The organism is Candidatus Binatia bacterium (assembly GCA_036563615.1).
GTDB lineage: Bacteria > Desulfobacterota > Binatia > UBA12015 > UBA12015 > DATCMB01.
Genome location: DATCMB010000022.1, coordinates 293415 through 315427, shown reverse-complemented (window position 1 = coordinate 315427; position 22013 = coordinate 293415). Strand labels below are relative to the sequence as shown.

General features: G+C 74.2%; 20 protein-coding genes. 9 read left to right on the top strand and 11 right to left on the bottom strand.

All coding sequences use genetic code 11. The features are described 5' to 3' along the window. Window positions 1-124: 124 nt before the first annotated feature. From VIS07_19905 to VIS07_19890, 4 genes are all read left to right on the top strand, one after another. Complete coding sequence (locus VIS07_19905) at window positions 125-421, top strand: hypothetical protein (protein ID HEY8517780.1); 297 nt, start codon at window positions 125-127, stop codon at window positions 419-421. A 72-nt stretch (window positions 422-493) separates the two neighbouring features. Beyond that, on the top strand, window positions 494-664 hold the full coding sequence (locus VIS07_19900; protein ID HEY8517779.1) for a hypothetical protein: 171 nt from the start codon (window positions 494-496) through the stop codon (window positions 662-664). Window positions 665-684: 20 nt separating this feature from the next. Beyond that, window positions 685-1794, top strand: a complete 1110-nt coding sequence (locus VIS07_19895; GenBank protein HEY8517778.1) for a hypothetical protein — start codon at window positions 685-687, stop codon at window positions 1792-1794. 77 nt (window positions 1795-1871) lie between these two features. Then, window positions 1872-2339 carry a hypothetical protein gene (locus VIS07_19890; protein ID HEY8517777.1) on the top strand — a complete coding sequence of 156 codons (468 nt, stop codon included), beginning with the start codon at window positions 1872-1874 and terminating at the stop codon, window positions 2337-2339. A 26-nt stretch (window positions 2340-2365) separates the two neighbouring features. Here VIS07_19890 and VIS07_19885 read toward each other — a convergent pair whose 3' ends face one another. Genes VIS07_19885 through cobA form a run of 3 tightly spaced genes read right to left on the bottom strand, consistent with a single transcriptional unit; the run spans window position 2366 to window position 5369 of the window. Continuing rightward, window positions 2366-2815 (bottom strand): VOC family protein, encoded by a 450-nt coding sequence (locus VIS07_19885; GenBank protein HEY8517776.1) that lies wholly within the window; start codon window positions 2813-2815, stop codon window positions 2366-2368. Window positions 2816-2832: 17 nt separating this feature from the next. Then, a complete protein-coding gene (hemB, locus tag VIS07_19880; protein HEY8517775.1) occupies window positions 2833-3807 on the bottom strand; it encodes a porphobilinogen synthase in 975 nt (324 codons plus the stop codon). Beyond that, window positions 3807-5369: a uroporphyrinogen-III C-methyltransferase gene (gene cobA / locus VIS07_19875; GenBank protein HEY8517774.1), complete on the bottom strand. Its 1563-nt coding sequence runs from the start codon at window positions 5367-5369 to the stop codon at window positions 3807-3809. The genes hemB and cobA overlap by 1 nt, the downstream gene beginning before the upstream one ends. A gap of 93 nt (window positions 5370-5462) precedes the next feature. Between cobA and VIS07_19870 the strand changes: the two genes are divergently transcribed. Continuing rightward, entirely contained in the window at window positions 5463-5882 is a 420-nt protein-coding gene (locus tag VIS07_19870) for a hypothetical protein (protein HEY8517773.1), read from the top strand. A gap of 18 nt (window positions 5883-5900) precedes the next feature. On the opposite strand, the gene VIS07_19865 is transcribed toward VIS07_19870, so the two are convergent. The 3 genes from VIS07_19865 to VIS07_19855 form a co-directional block, all read right to left on the bottom strand. Then, window positions 5901-9254 (bottom strand): AAA family ATPase, encoded by a 3354-nt coding sequence (locus VIS07_19865; protein ID HEY8517772.1) that lies wholly within the window; start codon window positions 9252-9254, stop codon window positions 5901-5903. An 86-nt stretch (window positions 9255-9340) separates the two neighbouring features. Next, window positions 9341-9718 (bottom strand): hypothetical protein, encoded by a 378-nt coding sequence (locus VIS07_19860; GenBank protein ID HEY8517771.1) that lies wholly within the window; start codon window positions 9716-9718, stop codon window positions 9341-9343. A gap of 33 nt (window positions 9719-9751) precedes the next feature. Beyond that, window positions 9752-10744, bottom strand: a complete 993-nt coding sequence (locus tag VIS07_19855) for a hypothetical protein (GenBank protein HEY8517770.1) — start codon at window positions 10742-10744, stop codon at window positions 9752-9754. Between the two features lie 250 nt (window positions 10745-10994). Between VIS07_19855 and VIS07_19850 the strand changes: the two genes are divergently transcribed. Then, window positions 10995-13103 carry a hypothetical protein gene (locus VIS07_19850; protein HEY8517769.1) on the top strand — a complete coding sequence of 703 codons (2109 nt, stop codon included), beginning with the start codon at window positions 10995-10997 and terminating at the stop codon, window positions 13101-13103. Here the strand turns inward: VIS07_19850 and hemC are convergent. From hemC to VIS07_19825, 5 genes are all read right to left on the bottom strand, one after another. Beyond that, complete coding sequence (gene hemC / locus VIS07_19845) at window positions 13066-14133, bottom strand: hydroxymethylbilane synthase (protein ID HEY8517768.1); 1068 nt, start codon at window positions 14131-14133, stop codon at window positions 13066-13068. The genes VIS07_19850 and hemC overlap by 38 nt on opposite strands. Next, a complete protein-coding gene (gene hemA, locus VIS07_19840) occupies window positions 14105-15478 on the bottom strand; it encodes a glutamyl-tRNA reductase (GenBank protein HEY8517767.1) in 1374 nt (457 codons plus the stop codon). The genes hemC and hemA overlap by 29 nt, the downstream gene beginning before the upstream one ends. Then, window positions 15475-16299: a cytochrome c biogenesis protein gene (locus tag VIS07_19835; GenBank protein ID HEY8517766.1), complete on the bottom strand. Its 825-nt coding sequence runs from the start codon at window positions 16297-16299 to the stop codon at window positions 15475-15477. Before VIS07_19835 ends, hemA begins: the two co-directional genes overlap by 4 nt. Then, entirely contained in the window at window positions 16296-16940 is a 645-nt protein-coding gene (locus tag VIS07_19830) for a bifunctional precorrin-2 dehydrogenase/sirohydrochlorin ferrochelatase (protein HEY8517765.1), read from the bottom strand. Before VIS07_19830 ends, VIS07_19835 begins: the two co-directional genes overlap by 4 nt. A gap of 127 nt (window positions 16941-17067) precedes the next feature. Continuing rightward, on the bottom strand, window positions 17068-18567 hold the full coding sequence (locus VIS07_19825; GenBank protein ID HEY8517764.1) for a transglycosylase SLT domain-containing protein: 1500 nt from the start codon (window positions 18565-18567) through the stop codon (window positions 17068-17070). Window positions 18568-18771: 204 nt separating this feature from the next. Between VIS07_19825 and VIS07_19820 the strand changes: the two genes are divergently transcribed. From VIS07_19820 to VIS07_19810, 3 genes are read left to right on the top strand one after another with little or no spacing between them, the layout of a single operon-like run. After that, a complete protein-coding gene (locus VIS07_19820) occupies window positions 18772-20229 on the top strand; it encodes an ABC transporter substrate-binding protein (protein HEY8517763.1) in 1458 nt (485 codons plus the stop codon). Further along, window positions 20229-21152: an ABC transporter permease gene (locus tag VIS07_19815; protein ID HEY8517762.1), complete on the top strand. Its 924-nt coding sequence runs from the start codon at window positions 20229-20231 to the stop codon at window positions 21150-21152. The genes VIS07_19820 and VIS07_19815 overlap by 1 nt, the downstream gene beginning before the upstream one ends. After that, a complete protein-coding gene (locus tag VIS07_19810) occupies window positions 21149-22009 on the top strand; it encodes an ABC transporter permease (protein ID HEY8517761.1) in 861 nt (286 codons plus the stop codon). The genes VIS07_19815 and VIS07_19810 overlap by 4 nt, the downstream gene beginning before the upstream one ends. Window positions 22010-22013: the final 4 nt, after the last annotated feature.

The following is a 22013-nucleotide window of genomic DNA, read 5'->3' as shown; positions in this document are numbered from 1 at the left end:
GTGGTTATCGGCAGGCCGTCCGGAGCCGTTCACCTGGGCAGCCGGACCGACGATCGCCCCCCGTGGCCGGCCGACGCCAACCCTCCTCTTCCCACCGCCCCGCGACCTCGGCTAAGCAGCGCGCATGAGCCAGCTTCAGATCCTGTCGCCCGTCGCGCTGGGGCCGAGCGACGTCCGGACGCTCAACGCGCCGCTCGCGACGCTCGCCGGCAAGCGCCTCGGCATCCGGCGCGACCACACCTGGCGCTCCTTCGAGGTCTTCGCGGACAAGCTCGCCGAGCTCGCCCGCGAGCGCCTCGGCGTCGCCGACGTGGTCATGTTCGACCCCGAGTCCCGCATCGGCACGCCCGAGCGGGAGAGCGCGCGCGTCGCCGAGTTCGCGCGGGAGGTGGATGCGGCCGTCGTCGGCCTCGGCACTTGAGGGTCGTGCACGTCGTGGAGTGTCCACGACACCGTAGTCTGTGAGAACGAGGGCGTCCCCGCCGTCCTCGTGGTGACGGAGGTGTTCGCCAACCTCGCCGCCATGGCCGCCCGGTCGCGCGGCTACGCCGAGCTGCGCACGCTCGTCCTGCCGCACCCGATGGAGACCAAGAGCGTCGACGAGATCGAGGCGATCGTGCTCGCGCGCTTCGACGACGTCGTCTCCCTCCTCGTCGCCCGCTGAAGAGTGCTAAGGTCGCGCGGATGGCGCGCGGCACGCTGGTCTCCGAGCTGTTCTCGGTGCCCGACGACCCGGTGGCGGTCTACGAGTTCGTCGAGCGTCAAGGCTGGGGCGACGGACTGCCCGTCGTCCCGCCCACCGAGGCGCGCGTCCAGGCGATGCTCGACGCCACGCCGCTCGAGCCGACGCACGTCGTCGGCGTGATCGAGCCGCGGCGCGGTGAAGCCACCGTCGAGAAGATCGCGATCAACGCCGTCCTCGCCGGCTGCGCGCCGGACGTCTTCCCGGCCGTGATCGCGGCCGTCGAGGCGGTCGCCCGGCCGGAGTTCAACCTCTACGCGATCAACACCACGACGTGCTGCGCGACGCCGGCCCTGATGATCAACGGCCCCGCGCGCCACGCGCTCGGCATCGAGTGCGGCTACTCGTGCCTCGGCCACAACGGCCGCGCCAACGCGACGATCGGCCGCGCGCTGCGGCTCGTGATGCGCAACGTCGGCGGCTCGATCCCGGGCGCGGTCAGCAAGTCGTGCTTCGGCCAGCCGGGACGGATCTCGCTGTGCTTCGGCGAGTGGGAGGAGAAGAGCCCCTGGGAGCCCTTCCACGTGCGTCGCGGCTTCCGCGCCGAGGAAAACGTGATGACCGTCACCTGCGCGACCGGCACGCAGGACATCGCGGACGTCTTTGCGGAGAGCGGCGAGGAGCTGATCGAGGTGCTCGCGCACGGCATCGACTGGATCGGCAACAACAAGGTGCTGGTGCCGCAGGAAAAGGGCGACATGCTGCTGCTCCTCTGCCCGGACTTCGCCGCCAAGATCGCGCGCGACGGCTTCTCGGTCGAGGACGTGCAGCGCATGCTGCTCGAGAAGACGCGCACGCCGATCGAGCGCTGGCCGCGCGCGTACTGGCCGAAGCTCGAGCAGCGCGGCTACGTCGAGAACGGCACGGTGCCGCTCGCGGCGCGTCCCGAGCAGTTCCTGATCGCGATCGCGGGCGGCGAGTCCGGCCACCACGCGCTCTACTTCTGCACCTTCGGTCTCACCTGGACCGTCAGCCGGGCGTTCTCGCTCGACGCGGCGAGCGCCGACACGGGGGAGTTCTGCGAGCTTCCGAGCCGTCCACCGGCGTCCTGAGCCGCCGGTCGCACCACGTCCGGGCGCTGCTCGCAGCGCTGGGCCTGAGCGCGGCGCTGCTCTGCACGGGGGCCGTCGTGCGCGCGGAGCCGCCGGCCGACGTGCTGCCGTTCCGCCTGATCTACGGCCGTCCGGCGTTCGCGATCGACACCGGTGTCGCGTGCTTCCTGTGGAGCGAGGGCGGACGGCTGCACCTGCGCCTGCTGCCCGACGGCGGCCGGCACCGCGTGCGCGGCGAGCTCCGCACGAGCAAGACCGGCAGCTTCCGCGACGTGACGCCGACCTCGGAGGACCTGCTGATCCGCCAGCCCAGGCCCTCGAAGCTCGAGTTCGAGACCCGGACCAACGGCAAGGAGGAAGGCCTCGACGTCACGCTCGGCGGCGACTTCAACCAGCTCACGATCGACCTGCTGATCGACGACGAGCGCGAGCCGGAGGCGCTGCGCATCGGCGAGCGTCGCGAGCGGCCGCGCGGTCTGCCCGCGCGCCTCGAGGTGAAGGGCGCCGACCCGAGCTGGATCAAGCGCTTCGGCTTCACGCCGTGAGCGCGATGCCCTCGGCGACGCAGGCGTCAGTGCGCGAGCACCAGCTCGATCGGCAGACCGTCCGGATCGCGCACGAACGCCGCGACCGTCAGACCGCCGAACTGGATGACGCTCTCGCGGTCGATCTCGACGCCCATCTGCTCGAGCGTCGCGAGCGCCGCCGTGACGTCCGCGACCCGCACCGACAGGTGCGTGAAGCCGAGGTCGTTCATCGCGCGCTTCGGCGGCGCCTGCGGCGAGCGCGGCGACGCGTAGTGCAGCAGCTCGAGCCGCAAGCCGTCGCGCTCGACGTAGACCGCGTGCAGGTCGACGCCGGAGAGACGCAGCAGCGTGTCGGTCGGCTCGCCAGCGACGTGCACGTCCGGCATCGTCGACGAGCGCTCGAAGCCGAGCACGTCGCAGTAGAAGCGCAGCGAGCGCTCGAGGTCGGAGACGCACACGCCGACGTGGCTCACGCTCGCGATCGGACTCGCCACGATCCCTCCTTCGCCGCTCAGCAGCGGCGCGCCGCCTCGGCGGCGAAGTAGGTCAAGATGAGATCCGCGCCGGCGCGCCGGATCGCGGTCAGCGTCTCGTCGACGACGCGCGCCTCGTCGATCCAGCCGTTTGCGGCCGCGGCCTTGATCATCGCGTACTCGCCGCTCACCTGATACGCCGCGACCGGCACGTGGCACGCGGCGCGGACCGCCGCGATCACGTCGAGGTTCGGCAGCGCGGGCTTGACCATGACCATGTCCGCGCCCTCCTCGAGGTCGAGCTCGAGCTCGCGCAGCGCCTCGCGCCCGTTCGCGGGGTCCATCTGGTAGCTGCGCCGGTCGCCGAACGCGGGCGTCGACTGCGCCGCGTCGCGGAACGGACCGTACAGCCCCGACGCATACTTGACGGCGTACGACAGGATCGGCACCGAGCTGAAGCCCGCGGCGTCGAGCGCGGCGCGGATCGCGCCCACGCGCCCGTCCATCATGTCGGACGGCGCGACGATGTCCGCGCCGGCGCGCGCGTGCGACACCGCCTCGCGCGCGAGCAGCTCGAGCGTCGGGTCGTTGGCGACGGTCTCGCCGTCGAGCACGCCGCAGTGCCCGTGGTCGGTGTACTCGCACATGCAGACGTCGGTGATCAGCGTGAGCTCCGGCAGGTCGCGGCGCAGCACGCGGAGCGCCTGCTGCACGATGCCGTCCTCGCGCCAGGCATCACTGCCCTGCGCGTCCTTGTGCTCCGGCACGCCGAACAGGATGACGCTGCGCACGCCGGCGTCGAACGCGCGGCTCGCCTCCTCGCTGACGCGATCGACCGTCCATTGCTTGACACCCGGCATCGACGGCACGTCGATCGCCTTGCCGCGTCCCGGGATGACGAACAGCGGCAGCACGAGCTGCTCCGGAGCGAGCCGGGTCTCGCGCACCAGACGGCGCAGCCGCTCGGTGGTGCGCAGCCGACGCGGCCGGACGGTGGGGAATCGACCGGGCATCAACGAACCTCCCGCGCCGCGTCCGCGGCGCCCTGCCGGAAATGCTGGACGAGCGCCTCGACCAGCGCCGGCACGGTGTACTTCTCGGGCACGACGTCGACGCGCAAGCCGTGCTCGCGCGCCGTCGTCGCGGTGACCGGGCCGATGCAGGCGACGCGCGCGTCCGCGATGCGCGCCCTGCCCCGCTCGGGATCCGCACGCTCGAGCAGCGTCAAGAAGCTCGTCACGGTGCTCGAGCTGGTGAAGGTCAGCACGTCGAGCGGCGCCTCGTCGAGCGCGCGGCGCAGCCGCTCGACGCTCTCCTCGGGCGTCACCGCGCGGTAGGTGACGACCTCGTCGACCTCGGCGCCCGCGGCGCGCAGCGACTCGGGCAGCACCGCGCGCGCGCCTCCCGCGCGCGGCAGCAGGAAGCGCTTGCCGCGGACGTCGCCCTCGGCGAGCGCCTCGATCAGACCTTCCGCGCGAAAGTCGTCGGGCACGAGGTCGGCGCGCAGGTGACGCACGGCGAGCGAGCGCGCGGTCTCGGGACCGATCGCCGCGATCTTCGCGCGGTGCAGCGCCCGCACGTCGCGACCGCACGCGTCGAGCCGGGCGAAGAAGCGCTCGACGCCGTTCGCGCTGGTGAAGACGATCCAGTCGTAGGTCGCGAGCCGCTCGAGGGCGCGGTCGAGCGGCTCCCAGGAATCCGGCGGCACGAGCGCGATCGCGGGGCACTCGACGACCTCGGCGCCGGCGTCCGCGAGCAGGGCGGAGAGCGCGCTCGCCTGCTCGCGCGTCCTCGTCACCAGCACGCGACGCCCGAACAGCGGACGGCGCTCGAACCACGCGATCGTCGACCGCAGGCGCACGACCTCGCCGATCACCACCGTCACCGGCGGACGCAGCCGGCCCTGCTCGACCTCGTCCGCGAGCTTCGCCGCCGTCGACTCGATCACCTGCTGGCGCGCGGTGGTTCCCCAGCGGATCGCCGCGGCCGGGGTGTCCGGGGGCAAGCCGGCGTCGAGCAGCGCTCGCAGATTGGCGCGGAGCTGCGTCACGCCCATCAGCAGCACGATCGTGTTGCCGGCGGTCGCGACGAGGTCCCAGCGCACGCGCGGCGTGCGCTTGCCCGGCGCCTCGTGGCCGGTCAGCACGGTGACGCCCGACACCCAGTCGCGGTGCGTGACCGGGATGCCGGCGTACGCCGGCACCGCGAGCGCCGAGGTCACGCCGGGCACGATCTCGAAGCGCAGGCCCGCCGCCGCGAGCGCCTCGGCTTCCTCGCCTCCTCGTCCGAAGACCAGCGGGTCGCCGCCCTTCAGGCGCACGACCGTCTTGCCCGCGCGCGCGTGCTCGATCAGCAGCCGGTTGATCTCCTCCTGCTCGAGCAGGTGCGGACCCGCGCCGTGCTTGCCCGCGAAGATGCGCTCGGCGTCCGGCGGCGCGTGGCGCAGCAGCTCGGCGTTCGCCAGGTAGTCGTAGATCACGACGTCGGCGCGGGCGAGGCAGTCGCGGCCGCGCAGCGTCAAGCAGCCCGGGTCTCCTGGCCCGGCACCGACCAGATAGACGATCCCGGCGGCCACGGCTCCCAGGTACCGCCGCACCTGCGGGCTGGCAAGCAAGCGCCTGCGCGCGAGCGCGTGCAGCCGCGTCGATCGCCGGCTACGTTCGCCGCCATGCGACGCGACGTCCCCAAGCGAGCGAGCGCGGCGATCCTGGTGCTCGCCGTCGCGCCGGCGCTCGCCTGGCTCGCGCACGCGACCACGCAGCCCTCCGAGCCGAAGCAGATTCCCGGCGGACGTCTGGTCGAGATCCGCGGCGAGGTCGTCGAGACCAGCTGCTATCTGCGCGAGGGCGTGCGCGGCGAGGGACACCGCGCCTGCGCGCTCGTCTGCCTGAAGAACGGCGGCCAGCTCGGGATCGTCGAGGACGACACCGGCGACCTCTACCCGCTCGCCGGCAGCACCCCGATGAGCGACCCGAGCGCCGCCGCGCGCGAGCACGTCGCCGCGCACGTCGTGGCGCGCGGCCAGGTGTTCGAGCGTGCGGGAAGCCGCGTGCTCGTGGTGCACGAGCTCACGCGCCTCGGTCCGTGACCGCGGCTCGAGCGACGCTCACGCGACCTCGGCTGCCACGACCTTCCAGACGACCTGCTGGGCGGAATCGGGACGGTAGGCGCACAGCGTCCCGGTCCGCACCGCGTCCTGCAGGTGGCGACCGAGCGCCGGACACTCCTGCGCGACGCGCCGCACGACCGCGAGGATGGCGCGCGTCACGTTGAGACGCGCGCGCTCGGCCGCCGCCGCGTCGGCCTCGTCGCCACCGCGCGCGCCGTCGCGCGACGTCGCGACGACGCCCGAGGCGAGCTGCTCGGCGAGCTCCTCGAGCTCCTCGCGCAGCGCCTCGACGCGGCCGAGGTCGTGGAACTCCTCCGCCTCCGCGAGCTCCTCGCGCAGCTCGCGCGCGCGCTCGCGCAGCGCCTCGCGCGACACCGCCGGAGCGGAGCTGCCGCCCGAGCGCTCGCCCTCCGCGAACAGCTCGCGCGCCGCGATCTCCCGTCCGGGAACGGCGACGAGCCGCAGCAGGTAGCGAACGCCTTTGGTGTCGCGCAGCCGCATCGACTCGTCGCCGCACGCGACGATCCAGTCTCCATCCTCGCGGCGCAGCGTCACCTCGAGCGTCGGCAACGAAGACACGCGCGGCGCGCTCGACGCCCGCCTAGACACGAGGCCGCGGCTGCCCGCACGTGCGAGAGCGCCGCGGAGCGCCTCGACGTCGGACGCGAGCCCACCGAGCGCGAGGCGCCGCGCAGTGTCGGCAACCGCATCCGCGAGCTCGCGCGCGCGCTCCGCGTCGCCCGGTGCCGCGCGCTCGACGAGCACGCGCGCCAGCGCGAGCCGCGCACGCGCCACCTCGATCGGCGCGCCGAGCCGCTCGCCGAGCGCGACCGCTTCCTCGAGAAGCCCGACCGCGACCTCGAGCTCGCCCGCGACGTGCGCGAGCACGCCGCGGTAGCGCGCGTTCGGGCCGAGGCACGCGATCGGCGACACGAGGACCGGCGGCGCCTCGCGCTCGAGCAGCGCTGCGAGCTCGAGCGCCACGTCGCGGACGCCCGTCCGTCCGCACACCTCGGCGACCCGGCCGCAGGCGTCGGCGAGGTACGCGAGCGTCGGCAACCGCGTCCAGTCGCGGCGCAGCTCCGCGAGCCCGCGCGCGGCGATCCTGCGCACGAGCGTCGCGGCGGCCTCCGGGTTTCCGACCTCGGCCTCGGCGAGCGCCAGCGCGGCCTGCCAAAGCGGCGACGTGCGCTCGCCGACGGCGGCGCGCGTCGCGTCCATCAGCTCGGCGAGCCGTCCCTGCGCGCGGCGGACGTGGAACACGATGCCGCCGTGCACCGCGAGGACGTCGCGGCGGTCGGCGCCGGAGCCGGCGGTCGCGACCGCGCGCTCCGAGAGCTGCTCGGCGCGCGCCAGGTCGCCATCGAGCAACGCGCGCACCGCCTGCAGCGTGGTCGTCCGCCAGCGCGAGCGTGGCAGACGCAGCCGCTCGGCGAGCTCGCTCGCGGCAGCAAGAGCGCGGTCGGCGCTCGGCACGTCGCCGAGCTCGAGGGAGTCGCCGACCGCATCGATGCGCGCGTCGCAGGCGACGGTGAGCCGTCCGCAGCGCTCCGCGACGCGGATTGCCTCCGCGAGCACCGCGAGCCGCGCGGACGGATCCGGCGTGCCGGCCAGCGCGTGGTACTGCGAGCGCAGCGCGATGGCTTCGGTCGCCGCGTCGCCGAGACGACGCGCCATCGCCACCGCCTCGCACGCGTGCCGGTCGCGCTCTTCGGGCGGCGCGCCGTAGTACGTGGCGAGCACCAGGCGGGCGTGGAGACGCGCGCGCAGCGGCGAGTCGCCGTCCGGCAGCGCCGCGAGCGCTTCCTCGAGGAGCCCGACGTGCGTCGGATCGTCCGCCTGCAGCGCCGGGATGCGGCCGTAGCCGAGCGCGGCGCGCGCGAGCGCGCGCGGATCGCCCGCCTCGCGCGCGAGAGGCGCGGCTTCGAGACAGGTCGCGCGCAGCCCGTCGCCGTTGCCGGCGAGCGCCTGGACCTCGGCGAAGTCGAGCAGCAGCGGCAGACGCTCGCGCACGGGCGCGCCGAGCGTGCTCTGCGCGGCGAGCGCGCGCTCGTAGTGCGCGCACGCCTCCTCGTAGCCCAGCAGCTCGCGCGCGTGCTCGGCGGCGCGGACCGAGAAGCGCACCGCCCTCTCGAGCGCGTCGCGCCCGAGCGCGCGGTGGTAGTGGTGCGCGAGCTCGGCGAAAGGCGCGACGACGGAGGTCGCGCTCACCGCCTCGAGCGCTTCCGCCGCGGCCCGGTGCAGACTCGCGCGGTCCGCCGCGGGCAGATCGTCGTACAGCGTCTGCTGCACGAGCGCGTCCGCGAAGCGGAAGCGCGTCGGCGCCTCGGCCTCGCCGACGAGACCGAGCGCGAGCGGCTCGCCGAGCATGCCGAGCACGTCCGCCTCCGACAGCTCGACCAGCGCCGCCAGCACGCCGAGCTCGAACTCGCGGCCGAGCACCGCGGCTTGCGCGAGCAGCCAGCGCACGGCGGGCGTCAGCGGATCGAAGCGACGTCGCACGGCGGCCCGCACCTCGAACGGGATCGGCAGACGGCCGGACGCGTCCCAGCCGTCGCGGTGCAGGAGCGCCATCACTTGCTTGACGAAGAACGGATTGCCGCCCGTGACGTCGTGAAGCTGCGTGACCAGCGCGTCCGGCAGGTCGGCGAGGACGTTGCGCGCGAACGCGGCGACCGTGTCGGCGTCGAGGCCGTCGAGCGCGACCCGATGCCCGACCCGCGCCAGATCCGCGACGACGCGCGCCGCCTGCGCCGCCTGCCGCAGCTCGACGTCGCGGTAGGCCGCGACGAGCAGCAGACGGCTGCCGCGCAGCGCCGCGCCCAGGTGGCGCAGTAGCAGCAGCGACTCGAGGTCGGCCGCGTGCAGGTCGTCAAGCACAATTGCGAGCATCTCGTCCACCGACGCGCGCAGCAGCAGCTCCGAGACCGCGTCGAACAACCGGAAGCGTGCCTGCTCGTCGTCCGGGATGGCGTCGCGCGGCGACACCCCGAGCGTCGTCCGCACGGCGGGGACGAGCCGCGCGAGGTCGGGCGCGCCGTCGCCGAGGTCGGCGCGGACGCGCTCCGGCGCGGCGCTCTCGAGGTAGCCGCCGACGATCTGCCGCCACGGCCAGTACGCGGGCGCGCCCGCCCCGGCCCGACAGCGTCCCCACAGCACGCGACGGCGCGGGACGCCGTGCAGCGCCTCCTCGACGAGCCGCGTCTTGCCGATCCCGGCGTCGCCGCTGATCAGGACGAGGGTGCCGCGGCCGGCATCGGCAGCGGCGAGGTGCGCCTTCAGCGCGCGCAGCTCCCGACCCCGTCCGACGAAGCGCTCGCGCTGGCGGACGTCGGGTGCGGCGGTGTTCACGACGACCCAACCGTCTAGGCGGGCCGCCATCGGCGGTCAACGTGCGCGGACGCATCCCGGATGCCCGCGCAGGAGCGGTCGCGGCGTCAGGACCGGTCGCGGACCCGCCAGCGCCGGGCCAGCGCGTCCTTGTCGAGCAGCAGCACGGCGGCCCGCAGGTCGGCGCCGATCTCGACCGCGCGCACCCGCGTCGCCGGCGCGAACGGCGACTCCGAGGCCGACCAGAACAGGTCGCCCGGGCGCGGCTCCCCCGGGAAGGGATGGTCGGACGGCAGGCTCGTCAGCAGCACCACGAGCTCGGAAACCGTCGGCAGGCGCCAGCCGGAGGCCTGCGTCGAGGCCAGCGCCTCGTGCCACCGCAGCGGCGTCGCCTCGGGCGCGAGCTCCCAGGCGAGCCCAGTCGTGGCGTCGACGAGCGCGGTACCGTCGGGGGCGGGGCGAAAGCGCAAATCGGCGTCCGACATGCCCCGCGGGCGTTCAAAGACGTTGAACGCCGTTCACTCGTCCCACTGGATCGCGCGGTCGCGGGGCTCGTAGCTGCAGAACGTGCCCGTCCGCACCGACGCCTCGAGGTGCCGTCCGGCCTCGGGGCAGGCGCTCGCGATCTTGCGCACGACGGACGCGATCGCCCGGGTGACGTTCAACCGGGCGCGCTCCGCGTCCGAGCCGGTGCGCCGGCTGCGGCCGCCGAGGCCGGTCGCGCGCGCGAGCTCGCGCTCGAGCGCCTCGATCTCGTCGCGGTACGCGTCCGGGTCGCCCGCGTCCTCCGCCTCGCGGCGCAGCTCGTCGAGCCGGCGGCGGTAGGCGCGCGCCGCCTCGGAGTCGATCGCCTCGCCGGCGTCGCCCGCGGCGGTACGCTCCTCGGTTCCGCGCGCGAGGTCGAGCGCGTGGAGCTCGCGTCCCGGGTGGCGCAGCAGGACGCGCAGGTAGCCCACGCCCTTGGTGTCGCGCAGGCGCAGCACCTCGGAGCCGAAGACCAGCGTCCAGAAGTCGCCCTCGCGACGCAGCGTCGCGCGCTGCACGGCGGGCTGCGCGCCCGGCGACGCGCTGGCGGTCTGCGCCGTTCCCGGCTGCGCCACCGTGGCGACGTCCGGGCGCCGCCGGCCGCTCAGGCCACCGGCCAGCCCCGGCGCGCCGAGCTCCTCGGCGCGCGCCACCGCCGACGCCGCGAGGGCGTCCGCGCGCGCCGCGTCGCCCGCAGCGCCGCGCGCCCGCAGCGCGTGCGCGAGCAGGCTCTGCGCGCGCAGCGCCTCGGCCTCCGCGCCGACGCGCTCGGCGAAGGCGAGCGCCGCCTCGAGCGAGCGCACGGCGTCGTCGTGGCGACCCATCGCGAGCTCGGCGGCGCCGAGGTAGCGGTCGACGGTGCCGTGCACGACGGCGCCGAAGCCGCTCACCACCATCTGTCCGCGGTAGGGTGAGATCGCTGCATGCGCGCGCGCCGCGATCTCCGGCTCCCCGAGCTCCCAGGCGAGCTCGCCGAGCGTCGCCACCGCGGGGAGCCAGGTCGAGTCGCGCGGCAGCGCCGCGAAGTCGTCCTTCGCGAGCGCGGCGCAGATCGCGCTCGCCTGCTCGTCCCGCCCGCGCGAGCTCGATGATCGCGAGCACGACGCGCCAGATCGGCGGGACGCCGGGACGCTCGGCGACGCGCTCGACCTCGGATCCGACCTCCGCCAGGCGTCCCTGCGCGAGGCGGATGTTGAAGAGCTGCACCGCGTAGAACTGCAGCGCGTTGTTGCGCGGGTGTGCGACGCGCGTCTCGAGCGCGCGCTGCGCGAGCTGCTCCGCCTCGGCGACGCGACCGTCGAGCAAAGCACGCGCGGCACGGACGAGCGTCGCGTGCCACACGGCGCGCGGGATGCGCGTCGACGCCGTCGCCGCGACGTGCTCGGCGACGAGGCGATCCGCCTCCTCGATCCGCCCGAGCTCGATCAGGTCGAGGATCCGCCAGGCGCGCGTCTCGGCGATCGTGTCGACGTGGCCGGACTGCGCGGCGAGCGCGGTCATCTCGTCGGTCAGCGCCAACCGCTCCTTCTCCGTGCCGGCGCGCCAGAGCGCGAAGTGCCGGTCGTTCAGCACGGTCGCGAGCACCGCGCGGTCGCCGACCCGGCGCGCGACCTCGACCGCCTCGCGGCTCAGCGCGTCGCGCCGCGCGGGGTCGGGCGCGAAGTAGAGCGTGCGCGCGAGCGCGCCCAGAACCAGCGCGCGCAGCGGCGAATCTTCGGGACCGAGACCCGCGAGCGCCGCCTCGAGCAGCTCGACCAGCGGCTGGTCGACCGCGCCGGTCTCGGCGCTCGCCGCGACGACGTGCACCGCGGCGCGTCCGAGCGAAACTGCGTCGCCGCGCTCGCGGGCGAGGCGCGCCGCCTCGTAGAGCGTCGCGTGCGCGCCGTCCTCGTCGCCCGCCCAGCGCTGCGCGTCGCCGAACTTGAGCAGCAGCTCGAGACGCCGCTGCGGGTCGCGCGACGTCGCGCGCTCCGACTGCAGCGCGCGCTCGTAGTGTCCCGCGGCCTCCTCGAAGCCGAGGCTCGCGATCGCGCGGTCGCCGGCGCGCGTCGCGTGCTCGACAGCCTTCTCGGCCCCGCCGAGCGCCGCCGCCTGCCGGAAGTGGTGCGCGAGCTGGCCGAGCACCGGCGACGGGTCCTCGGCGTAGAGCGTCTCGAGCACCTCGCCGGCGCGCAGGTGCAGCTCGGCGCGCTCGACGACGTCGAGCTCGTCGAGCAGCGCCGTCTGCAGGAGCGCGTGCGCGAGCCGGTACTCGCCCGCGCGCTGCGTCTCGACGACCAAGCCTGCGCGCAGCGCGGGCTCGAGGTCCTCGAGCACCGACGCGCTCGACGCTCCCGACAGCGCCGCGAGGGGCTCGAGCGTCGTCTCGAGCCCGAGGATCGCGGCCTGCCGCAGCACTCGACGCGTGGGCGCCGGCAGCGGATCGAGGCGACGGCGGATCGCCTCGCGCACCGTGTCGGGAACGCGAAAGCCGCCCTCCGGCGCGCTCGCGTCCTCCTCGCCGCGCGCGCGCAGCAGCTCGGCGATCTCGACGACGAAGAACGGGTTGCCGCCGGTCGCGCGGTGCACGGCGGTGACCAGGGACCGCGACGGCGCCGTCCCGTCGCTGCGAACGAGCAAGCCCGCCACCTCGTCGGCGGCGAGGCCGCCGAGCGCGACGCGGTCCGCGACGCGCGCCACGGCGGCGAGCAGCTTCGGCGCAGCGGTCGTCGCCGAGAGCTCGGCCTCGCGGTACGTCCCGAGGAGCAGCACGCGTGCGTCGCGCAGCTCACCCGCGACGTAGTCGAGCAGCAGCAGCGACTCGCTGTCCGCCCAGTGCAGGTCGTCAAGCACTACGACGAGCGGCTCGACGTCGCCCGAGCGGCGCACCAGCGTCGCGACCGCGTCGAACAGGCGGAAGCGCGCGGCCTCGCGGTCGTCGCGGTCGTCGACCGGCGGCTGCTGGTCGCCGGCGAGAGCAGGCGCGAGACGCGCGAGCTCGAGCGCTGCCGCTCCGGCGAGCTCGCGCACGCCCTCGACCGAGCGATGCCGGATCATCCCGCGCAGCACCTGGATCCACGGCCAGTACGCGGGCGCCCCCTCGGTCTCGTTGCAGCGTCCCCACGCGACGCAGTGCTGCAGCACCTCGGCGACCAGGCGCTCGACGATGCTGGTCTTGCCGATGCCCGCCTCGCCGGTGACGAGCACGCAGCGCGCCCGTCCCGCCTGGGCGTCGGCGAGCGCGCCGGCGAGAAGCCGCAGCTCGTGCTCGCGCCCGACGAACGGGCGGCTCGTCTCCTGGCTCAGGGGGCCCATGCGTGCGCGCAGGCTAGAGCCGACCGGCAGCCTCCTCCGCGGCGGCGATGATCGCGCGCGCGCCGCGCGCGACGAGCGCGTCGGCGAGCGCGCGTCCGACGTCGGACGCCTGCTCCGCGCGGCCGCGCGCGACGTCGCGCAGCACGGTCGTGCCGTCGAGGCTCGCGACGAGACCCGTGAGCGTCAGCGCGCCGTCGTCCGCGACGCGCGCGAACGCGGCGACCGGCACCTGGCAGCTCGCGCCGAGCTCGCGCAAGAACGCGCGCTCCGCGTCGCACGCCGCGGCGCTCGCGGGATCGTGCAGCACGTGCACCAGCTCGCGGACGCGCGCGTCGTCGGCGCGGGTCTCGATGGCGAGCGCGCCCTGCCCTGGCGCGGGGAGAAAGGCGTCCTCGGCGAGGTGCTCGGCCGCGACGTCGAGCCCGAGGCGCGCGAGGCCCGCCGCGGCGAGCACGACCGCGTCGAGCTCGCCGCCCTCGAGCTTGCGCAGGCGGGTGTCGACGTTGCCGCGCAGCGGCACGACGTTCAGATCGGGACGCAGCGCCGCGAGCTGCGCGCGGCGGCGCAGGCTGCCGGTGCCGACGCGCGCGCCGGGCGGCAGCGCGGCGATCGCGGGGAGCGCTGCGAGCGCGTCGCCCGCGGGCGGTGTCGTCGTCGCCGCTCGCGTCGGCGGCGCTTCGTACGGCGCGTCCGTCGTGGCCGCCGATGCTTCGGGCGATCCTGCACTGCCGCCCGCGCGGCGCACCAGCACGTCGCGCACGTCCGCCCGCCGCGACACCGCGGCGATCACGAAGCCCGGCGGCACCTCCGCCGGCACGTCCTTCATCGAGTGGATCGCGAGGTCGACGCGGCCCTCGGCGAGCGCCTCCTCGAGCTCCTTGATGAACAGCCCCTTGCCGCCGACCTTGGCGAGCGAGACGTCGGCGAGACGATCGCCCGACGTCTTGACGACGACGAGCTCGGTCGCGATCCCCGACTGCTCGAGCAGCCGCGCCGTCTGTCCGCTCTGCGCGAGCGCGAGCTTCGAGCCGCGCGTGCCGATCCGCAGCCGCTCAGGAGTCTTCGTCGTCGCCGTCGGCATCGCGTTCGCGCCCCGTGTCACCCGCCTCGAGCGCGAACAGCCGGTGCACGAGCTCCGCGACCTGCGCCGCCTCGGCCTCGTCCTGCATGGCGAGCTGCTTCAACACGGACAAGGGCTGGTGGAGAATCTTGTTGACGATCGCCTGCGTCATCGCCTCGAGCGCGCGCCGCTCTTCGGGCTCGAGCTTGCGCAGCGCCGCGATCGCGCGGTCGAGCTCCGCGCGTCGGATGCCGTCGAGCTTGCCGCGCAGCGCGACGATGGTCGGCGTCACGTCGCGGCTCGACATCCAGCGCCAGAAGCGCTCCGCCTCCTCGCGGACGATCTCCTCGCCGCGCACCGCTTCGCGCTCGCGCTCCGCGCGATGGTCGTCCGCGACGTGGGCGAGGTCGTCGATGTTGTAGAGGTACACGTTCTCGAGGTCGTTGATCGCGGGATCGAAGTTCCGCGGCACGCCGAGGTCGATGAAGAACATCGGCTTGCGGCGCCGCGCGCGCAGCACGTCGTGCAGCTGACTCGGTCCGAGGATGTAGCCCGCGGTCGCGACCGAGCCCAGCACGACGTCGGCGAGCGGCAGGTACTGCGAGTAGCGCTCGAAGGGAACCGGCGTCCCGCCGAAGGTGCGCGCCAGCTCGACGGCGCGGTCGAACGAGCGGTTGGTGACGATGACGCTCGCGATGCCGTTGGCGACGAAGTGCCGCGCGGCGAGCTCGCTCATCTTGCCGGCGCCGATCAGCATCGCCGTCTTGTCGCCGAGGTCGTCGAAGATGCGTCGCGCGAGCTCGACCGCGGCCGAGCTCAGCGACACCGCCTTGCCCGCGACGCCGGTCTCGCTGCGCACGCGCTTCGCGACCGAGAACGAGCGCTCGAAGCAGCGACGCAGCACGCGCGACGCCGCGGAGCACTCGGCCGCGCGCCGGAACTGCTCCTTGAGCTGGCCCAAGATCTGCGGCTCGCCGACCATCATCGAGTCGAGGCTCGAGGCGACGCGGAAGAGGTGCTGCACCGCGCCCTTGCCGCGATGCGCGTAGGCGTGCGCGGCGATGGTCGCGGCCGGAACGCCGCGCTCGCGCGCGAGGAACTGCGTCACCGGCTCGACGACGTCGACGTCGGGCGGCGCCGCGACCACGAGCTCGACGCGGTTGCAGGTCGAGAGCAGCACCGCTTCGTCGACCGGCGTCGACTCGAGCACGCGCCCCAGGGCGGGCACGATGTCCTCGTCGGAGAAGGCGAGACGCTCGCGCAGCTCGACGGGCGCACTGCGATGGTTGAGTCCGATCACCCAGAGCTCGACCCGCGCCCCCGCGCCGAGGCGCAGCGGGCGCACGCGTGCGACTCCCTCGCTCATCCGTAGCTCACGGCGTGGCGTCCCGGCGTCAGCACGTTGACGCCGATGAACGACACGAACAGCACGGCGAAGCCGACGATGGTCAGCGCCGCGGCGCGACGTCCGCCCCACCCCACCGTCAAGCGTCCGTGCAGCAGCACCGCGTAGATCACCCAGATGACGCTCGTCCAAATCGTGCGCGGCTCCCACGACAGCAGCCGACCCGAGGTCAGCTCGGCCCACAGCACGCCGCTCACGATGCTCAGCGTCAGCAGGATGAAGCCCCAGCCGAGAAACTTGAAATTGACGTTGTCGAGCGTCTCGAGGGACGGGAGGCGTCGGGCGAGCGGGCCGACGTGGTGCGCCTTCAGCTGCCGCTCCTGCCAGAGGTAGAGCAGGCTCACGATGCAGGCGAGCGCGAACGCCGCGTTGCCGAGGAACGCGAGCATCACGTGCACCGGCAGCCACGGGCTGCGCAGGAACGGCGGCACGTCCTGCGCGCCGCCGTGCGCGACCAGCGCGACCAGCGCGCCGATGAAGCCGATCGGTCCCACCACCGCACCGAGCACCGCGAGGCGGTAGCGCAGCTGCGCGAGCACGTAGATGCCGACCAGCAGACACGCGAACAGCGCGCCCTGCTCGGCGAACGAAGAGACCGCGATCGTCCCCACCTCGAGCGAGCGCACGACGATCGCCGCCGCCTGCAGGACGAACCCGACCACGAGCGCGCCCGCCGTGGTCCGCCGGGTGGAGTCGCGCGGCTGCACGAGGCCGAGCCCGCCCGACACCGTGCCGACGAGGTAGGCCAGCATCGCCAGCCGCAGCAGCACGGCCTCGCTCACGGCGCCTCCTGTGCGACGGCGTCGAGCCCGCTGCACGCCTCGCGCGTGAGCGCCTCGACGCGCGCGCCGTCGCGCGCGCGCAGCGCCTCGAGCAGCCCACCGTCGACGAGGCGGTTGAACGCGGCCTGACGCGCCGGACCCGGCACATAGCGCGTGCGCAGCAGCGCGAGGTGCGCGAGCGCGGCGTCGTACTCGGGCCCGAGGAGCTGGCCGATGTCGTCGCGGATGCGGCGCGCGAGCGCCGGGCTCGCGCCGCCCGTCCCGACCGCCACCACCAGCGGATCGCGATCGAGGATCGCGGGCATGACGAACGAGCAGCGCTCCGGCTCGTCGACGGCGTTGAGCCACACCGAGGCGTCGCGCGCGTCGCGCGCGATGCGCTCCTGCAGCTCCGCGTCGTCGGTCGCCGCGAAGGCGAGCGCCACCCCCGTCAGGTCCTCGCGCCGGTAGGCGCGGCGCTCGACGGTGACGTCCGGCCGCGCCGCGACCTCCTCCATCTCGCGCGACACGCTCGGCGCGACGACCCTCACGCGCGCTCCGGCGTCGAGCAAGGTGGCCGCCTTGCGCGCCGCGACGGCCCCGCCGCCGACGACCAGGCACGGGCGTCCCGCGAGATCGACCAGGATCGGCAGATAGCGCATGAGCCCGGGACGAGCCCTAGCATAGCCGCCGAGGCCCGCACGAGCCGGGCTCGTCGCTGCTCACGGCGCCGTGTGGGCGCGACGCTGCGCGCACGCGGCGTCCGGAAGCGCCCGCCCGGACCGACCGTCAGCTCGGGATGCGCAGCCGCTGGCCGACCTGCAACGAGCGCGCGCTCACCTTGTTCATGCTGCGGATCGCCTCGACGGTCGTGCCGTAGCGGCGCGCGATGTCGCCGAGCGTCTGCCCCTTCTGCACGCGGTGCACGATCACGGTCGGCTTCTTCTTCGCGCTGCTCTTGCCCTTGCTGCTCTTGCTCGCGACCTGGCGGGACGCGCTCTTGCTCGACGCGCTCTTGCTCGCCGTCTGGGTCTTCGAGCTCTTGCTCGATTTGCTCGACGCGACCGTGACCGGACGGGTGCTCTTGCTCGGTCGCTTCGCAGACGCGACCTGCGTGCGCTGCACCGGCGGCGGGGTCGCGCGCGCGACCTGCACGACGTCGCCGCCCGGCGGGACGCGGAGACGGTAGCCGCGCGGAATGTAGGCGCGTCCGTCGACCACCGCGGACAGGAACGCCGGATTCGCGGCCACCAGATCCTCGGCCCGGACGCCCGCGAGACGCGCAGCGTGGTGCAGCCCCATCGGGTGCGGCAGCGGCACCTCCTCGCCCTCGATCGGCGGGATGTACGGCAGGTCGCCGAACAGCTCGTCGGCACGCTCGACGACGTCGAGCGCGGCGAGGAACTCGGCGTAGAAGTTCCGCGACGCGAAGCCGAACGCCTTGCCGCGGTAGCGCGTGACGAGGTCGCCGATGTCCGACGAGCCGATCTCGCGCACGCCGCGCGCCACACCGCCGCGGCCGTGGTTGTACGCGGTGATCGCGAGCGGCCAGGAGCCGAGCGCCTGGTAGTCCGCCGCGAGGTGCTGCGCCGCCGCGCGCGTCGCGCGCAGCGGATCGCGACGCTCGTCGATCGCGTCGCTGATGTGCAGGTACTGCTTGCCGGTCGACGGCATGAACTGCCACACGCCGGCCGCGCCGACCTTCGAGTAGGCGTTCAGGTCGAAGCACGACTCGATGAGCGGCAGGCGCGCGAGCTGCACGGGCAGGCCTTCCTCGCGGAACACCTGCTCCATGCGCGGCAGGTAGCCGCGCTGACGCGCGATGCCGAGCGCGAAGCGCTCGCGCAGACCCGGCTGCGCGCGCACGCGATCGGCCGCGAGCAGGAACTTGTCGTGCCCCGGCACGTCGCGGAACATCTCGTAGATGCGACGCTCGTCCGCCGTCATGCCGGACGTGTCGCCACCACGCGCGTGCAGTGAGAGCAGGATGTTGCGCACGCGCTGCTTCGCTTCCTCGATCTGGCGCTTCTTCTCGTTCTCCTGCGAGATGGTCAGCGGCTCGCCGTCGCTCACCCAGGAGCGGAAGTCGACGACCTCGTAGACCTTGCCGAGATACCAATCATCGTGCACCACCACCTGGTGCTTCGAGTAGGTCGCGAAGATGTCGCGCCAGAACTTGATCGCCGGCTCGAGCACCTTCGGTCTCGGGAATGGTCCCTGGTCGGCGCGCGACACGCTCGCGAACGTGACGACCGACAGCAGGCCGACGAGAAGCCACCGACGAATCATTCCCACCTCCCCACCTCGTGGTGCCGCGGCGTGTTCGCGAGACACCCGGCCGTCCGACGTCTGGCTGTCACGGACTCCATCGGCAATCGCCTGGCGACTGTTGAGCGCCGCCGCGCGGACGAGCTAACAGACTTCTTTTCCGAAGGTCAACAATTTTCCCCCGTCAGAGGGCGTACTTGCGCGATTCTGGCGGCTCTCCTGACGGTGCTCGTCGCGGCCTGCGCGCGGCCGCAGGAGCGTCCTCCGGGCTACCTCGTCGTCGGTCTCGACGCGGCGCCGACGGCGCTCGATCCGCGCACCGCGAGCGACGCGAGCTCGACGATCGTGCTCGACCTCGTGCACCGCGGTCTCACCACCACCAACGCGGCCGGCGAGCCGACGCCCGATCTCGCGGAGCGCTGGGAGTCGCCGGATCCTCTCACCTACCGCTTCCACCTCCGCGCCGCGCGCTTTCACGACGGCGCGCCGGTGCGCGCCGACGACGTCGTCGCGACGTACCGCTCGCTCGCCTCGCCGGCGCTGCGCGCGCAGCAGCACGAGGCCCTCGAGCTCGTCGCCGAGGTCGTCGCCGAGGACGAGCGGACGGTGCGCTTCACGCTGCGCGAGCCCGCGGCGACGTTCCTCCATGCGACGCGCCTCGCGATCCTCCCCGCGAAGTGCGCAGCGCTGCCGGAGTGCCGCATCGGCGCCGGCCCGTTCCGTCTCGAGTCGGCGGACATCGACACCGTCCGTGTCGCGGCGAGCGACACCGCCGAGCCGCGCCCCGCGCTGCCGGGAATCCTCTTCCGCGTCGCGCCGGACAGCGTGTCGCGCGCGCTGGCGCTGGCGCGCGGCGCGATCGACCTGGTGCAGAACGCGGTCGAGCCCGACCTGCTGCCGTGGCTGGAAGAGCAAGGGCTCGACGTCGTCGCGACCCCGGGCTCGACCTTTCACTACGTCGGGCTCGATCTGCGCGATCCGCTGCTCGCCGATCTGCGGGTGCGGCGCGCGATCGCGCACGCGATCGACCGCGAGTCGATCGTGCGCTTCGTGCTCGCCGGTCACGCGCGTCCGGCGAACGGGCTCTTCCCGCCCGAGCACTGGGCACACCACGACGGCGCCGAGTACCGCTACGATCCCGCGCTCGCCCGACGCCTCGTCGAGGAGGCCGGCGCCGCCGGGCGACGCTTGACGCTCAAGACGTCGAGCGTCGAGATCCGCCGCCGCGTCGGCGAGGTCGTCGCCGCGATGCTCGGCGAGGTCGGGCTCGACGTCGAGGTGCGGCCGCTCGAGTGGGCGTCGCTCTACGGCGACGTGCGCCGCGGACGCTTCGACCTCTTCATCCTCGCCTGGGTCGGCATCGAGGACCCGGACCACTGGCACACGATCCTGCACTCGCGGATGACGCCGCCGCACGGCAGCAACCGCGGGGGCTACGCGAACGACGAGGTCGATCTGCTGACGCTCGAGGCGCGGCGCCTCCCCGACCGCGAGCAGCGTCTCGAGCGCTACCGGCGCGTCACGGACATCGCGCAGCGCGATCTGCCGTTCGTGCCGCTGTGGTGGGTCGACAACGTCGTCGTCAAGACAAAGCGTCTCGACGGCTTCGTACCGACGCCGACCGGCGACCTGCGCTCGCTCGCGACGGCGCGTCTGATCTCCGTACCGCCCGCGACTTCGTGATGCTGCGCTACGCGTGCCTCCGCCTCGCGCTCGCGCTGCCGACGATGCTCGGCGTCCTCGTGCTGGTCGTCGCGCTGCTGCACGCCGTGCCGGGCGATCCCGTCGACGTGATCCTCGGCGAGCGCGCGAGCCACGCCGACCGCGAGGCGCTGCGCCACGAGCTCGGCCTCGACCGTCCCGCCTGGCGTCAGCTCGTCGACTTCACGGCGGGCGCGCTGCGCGGCGACCTCGGACGCTCGCTGACGACGTCGCGTCCGGTGAGCGAGCTGATCGCCGAGCGCTACCCGGCGACGCTCGAGCTTGCCGGTGCTGCGCTCGTGATCGCGCTCGTGGTCGGCGTCCCGCTCGGCATGGCCGCGGCGGCGCGGCCGGGATCGCGCATCGACCGCTTCGGCGTGCTGCTCGCGGCGCTGCAGACCGCGCTGCCGACGTTCTGCCTCGGTCCGCTCCTGCAGCTCGGGCTCGCCGTCGAGCTACCGCTCTTCCCGGTGTCGGGACGACGCGGTCTCGACAGCCTCGTGCTGCCCGCGGCGACGCTCGGCTTCGGCATGTCGGCGCTGCTCGCGCGTCAGCTGCGCAGCTCGCTGCTCGACGCGCTCGCGCTCGACTGCGTGCGCACGGCGCGCGCGAGGGGACTCTCGCCGGCGCTGGTCTTGCTGCGCCACGCGCTGCCGAACGCCGCGACCGCGACCGTCACGGTGCTCGCGCTGCAGCTCGGTGGCCTGCTCGCGGGCGCGATCGTGACCGAGACCGTGTTCTCGTGGCCCGGGCTCGGACGACTGCTCGTGCAGGCGATCGGCGCCCGCGACTACCCGCTCGTGCAGGGCTGCGTGCTGGTGGTCGCCGCGAGCTACGTCGCGGTGAACCTGCTCGCCGACCTCGTGCAGGCGGCGCTCGACCCGCGGCTCCGGGAGCGCGCATGACCGCGACGCCGCTCCCCGTGGCGGAATCGGCGCCGTCCATCGTCGTCACGCGGCAGCGCGGACGAGGACGTCTCCTGGTCGGCACGGCGCTGCTCGCCGTGATCGCCGCCGCAGCGCTGCTCGCGCCCTGGCTCGCGCCGTACGACCCGCTGGCGATCGATCTCGCGCACCACCTCGAGCCGCCGTCCGCCGCGCACCCGCTCGGCACCGACCGGCTCGGGCGCGACGTGCTCGCGCGTCTTCTCTGGGGCGCGCGGTTGTCGCTCGGCGTCGGCGCCGCCGCCGTCGCCGGTGCGCTCACGATCGGCGTCGCGCTCGGCACGCTCGCCGGCTACGGCGGGCGCTTGCTCGACGAGCTGCTGATGCGCGTCACCGACGTGCTGCTCGCCTTCCCCGGCATCCTGCTCGCGATCGCGCTCGCCGCGGTGCTGGGACCGAGCGCGCGCAACGTCGTCATCGCGCTCAGTGTGATGAGCTGGCCCGCGTACGCTCGTCTGACGCGCGCCGAGGTGCGCGCCGCGGCGGCGCGCGAGTCGACCCACGCCGCGCTGGCGCTCGGCGCGAGCCCGCTGCGCGTCGTGCTGCGTCACCTGCTGCCGAGCGCGCGTCCCGCGCTGCTCGTGCAGGCGACCTTCGGCGTCGCCGGCGCGATCATCGCGGAGTCGAGCCTGTCGTTCTTGGGCCTCGGCCCGCCGCCGCCCACACCGTCGTGGGGCGCGATGCTCGCCGAGGGACGCTCGTTCCTGCTGGTCGCGCCGCACCTCGTGATCGCGCCCGCGATCGCGCTCGGCGTCACGGTGCTCGCGATCCAGATGGTCGGCGACGGATTGCGTGCGCGCGAGGTCCGACAGCGCTGAGGCC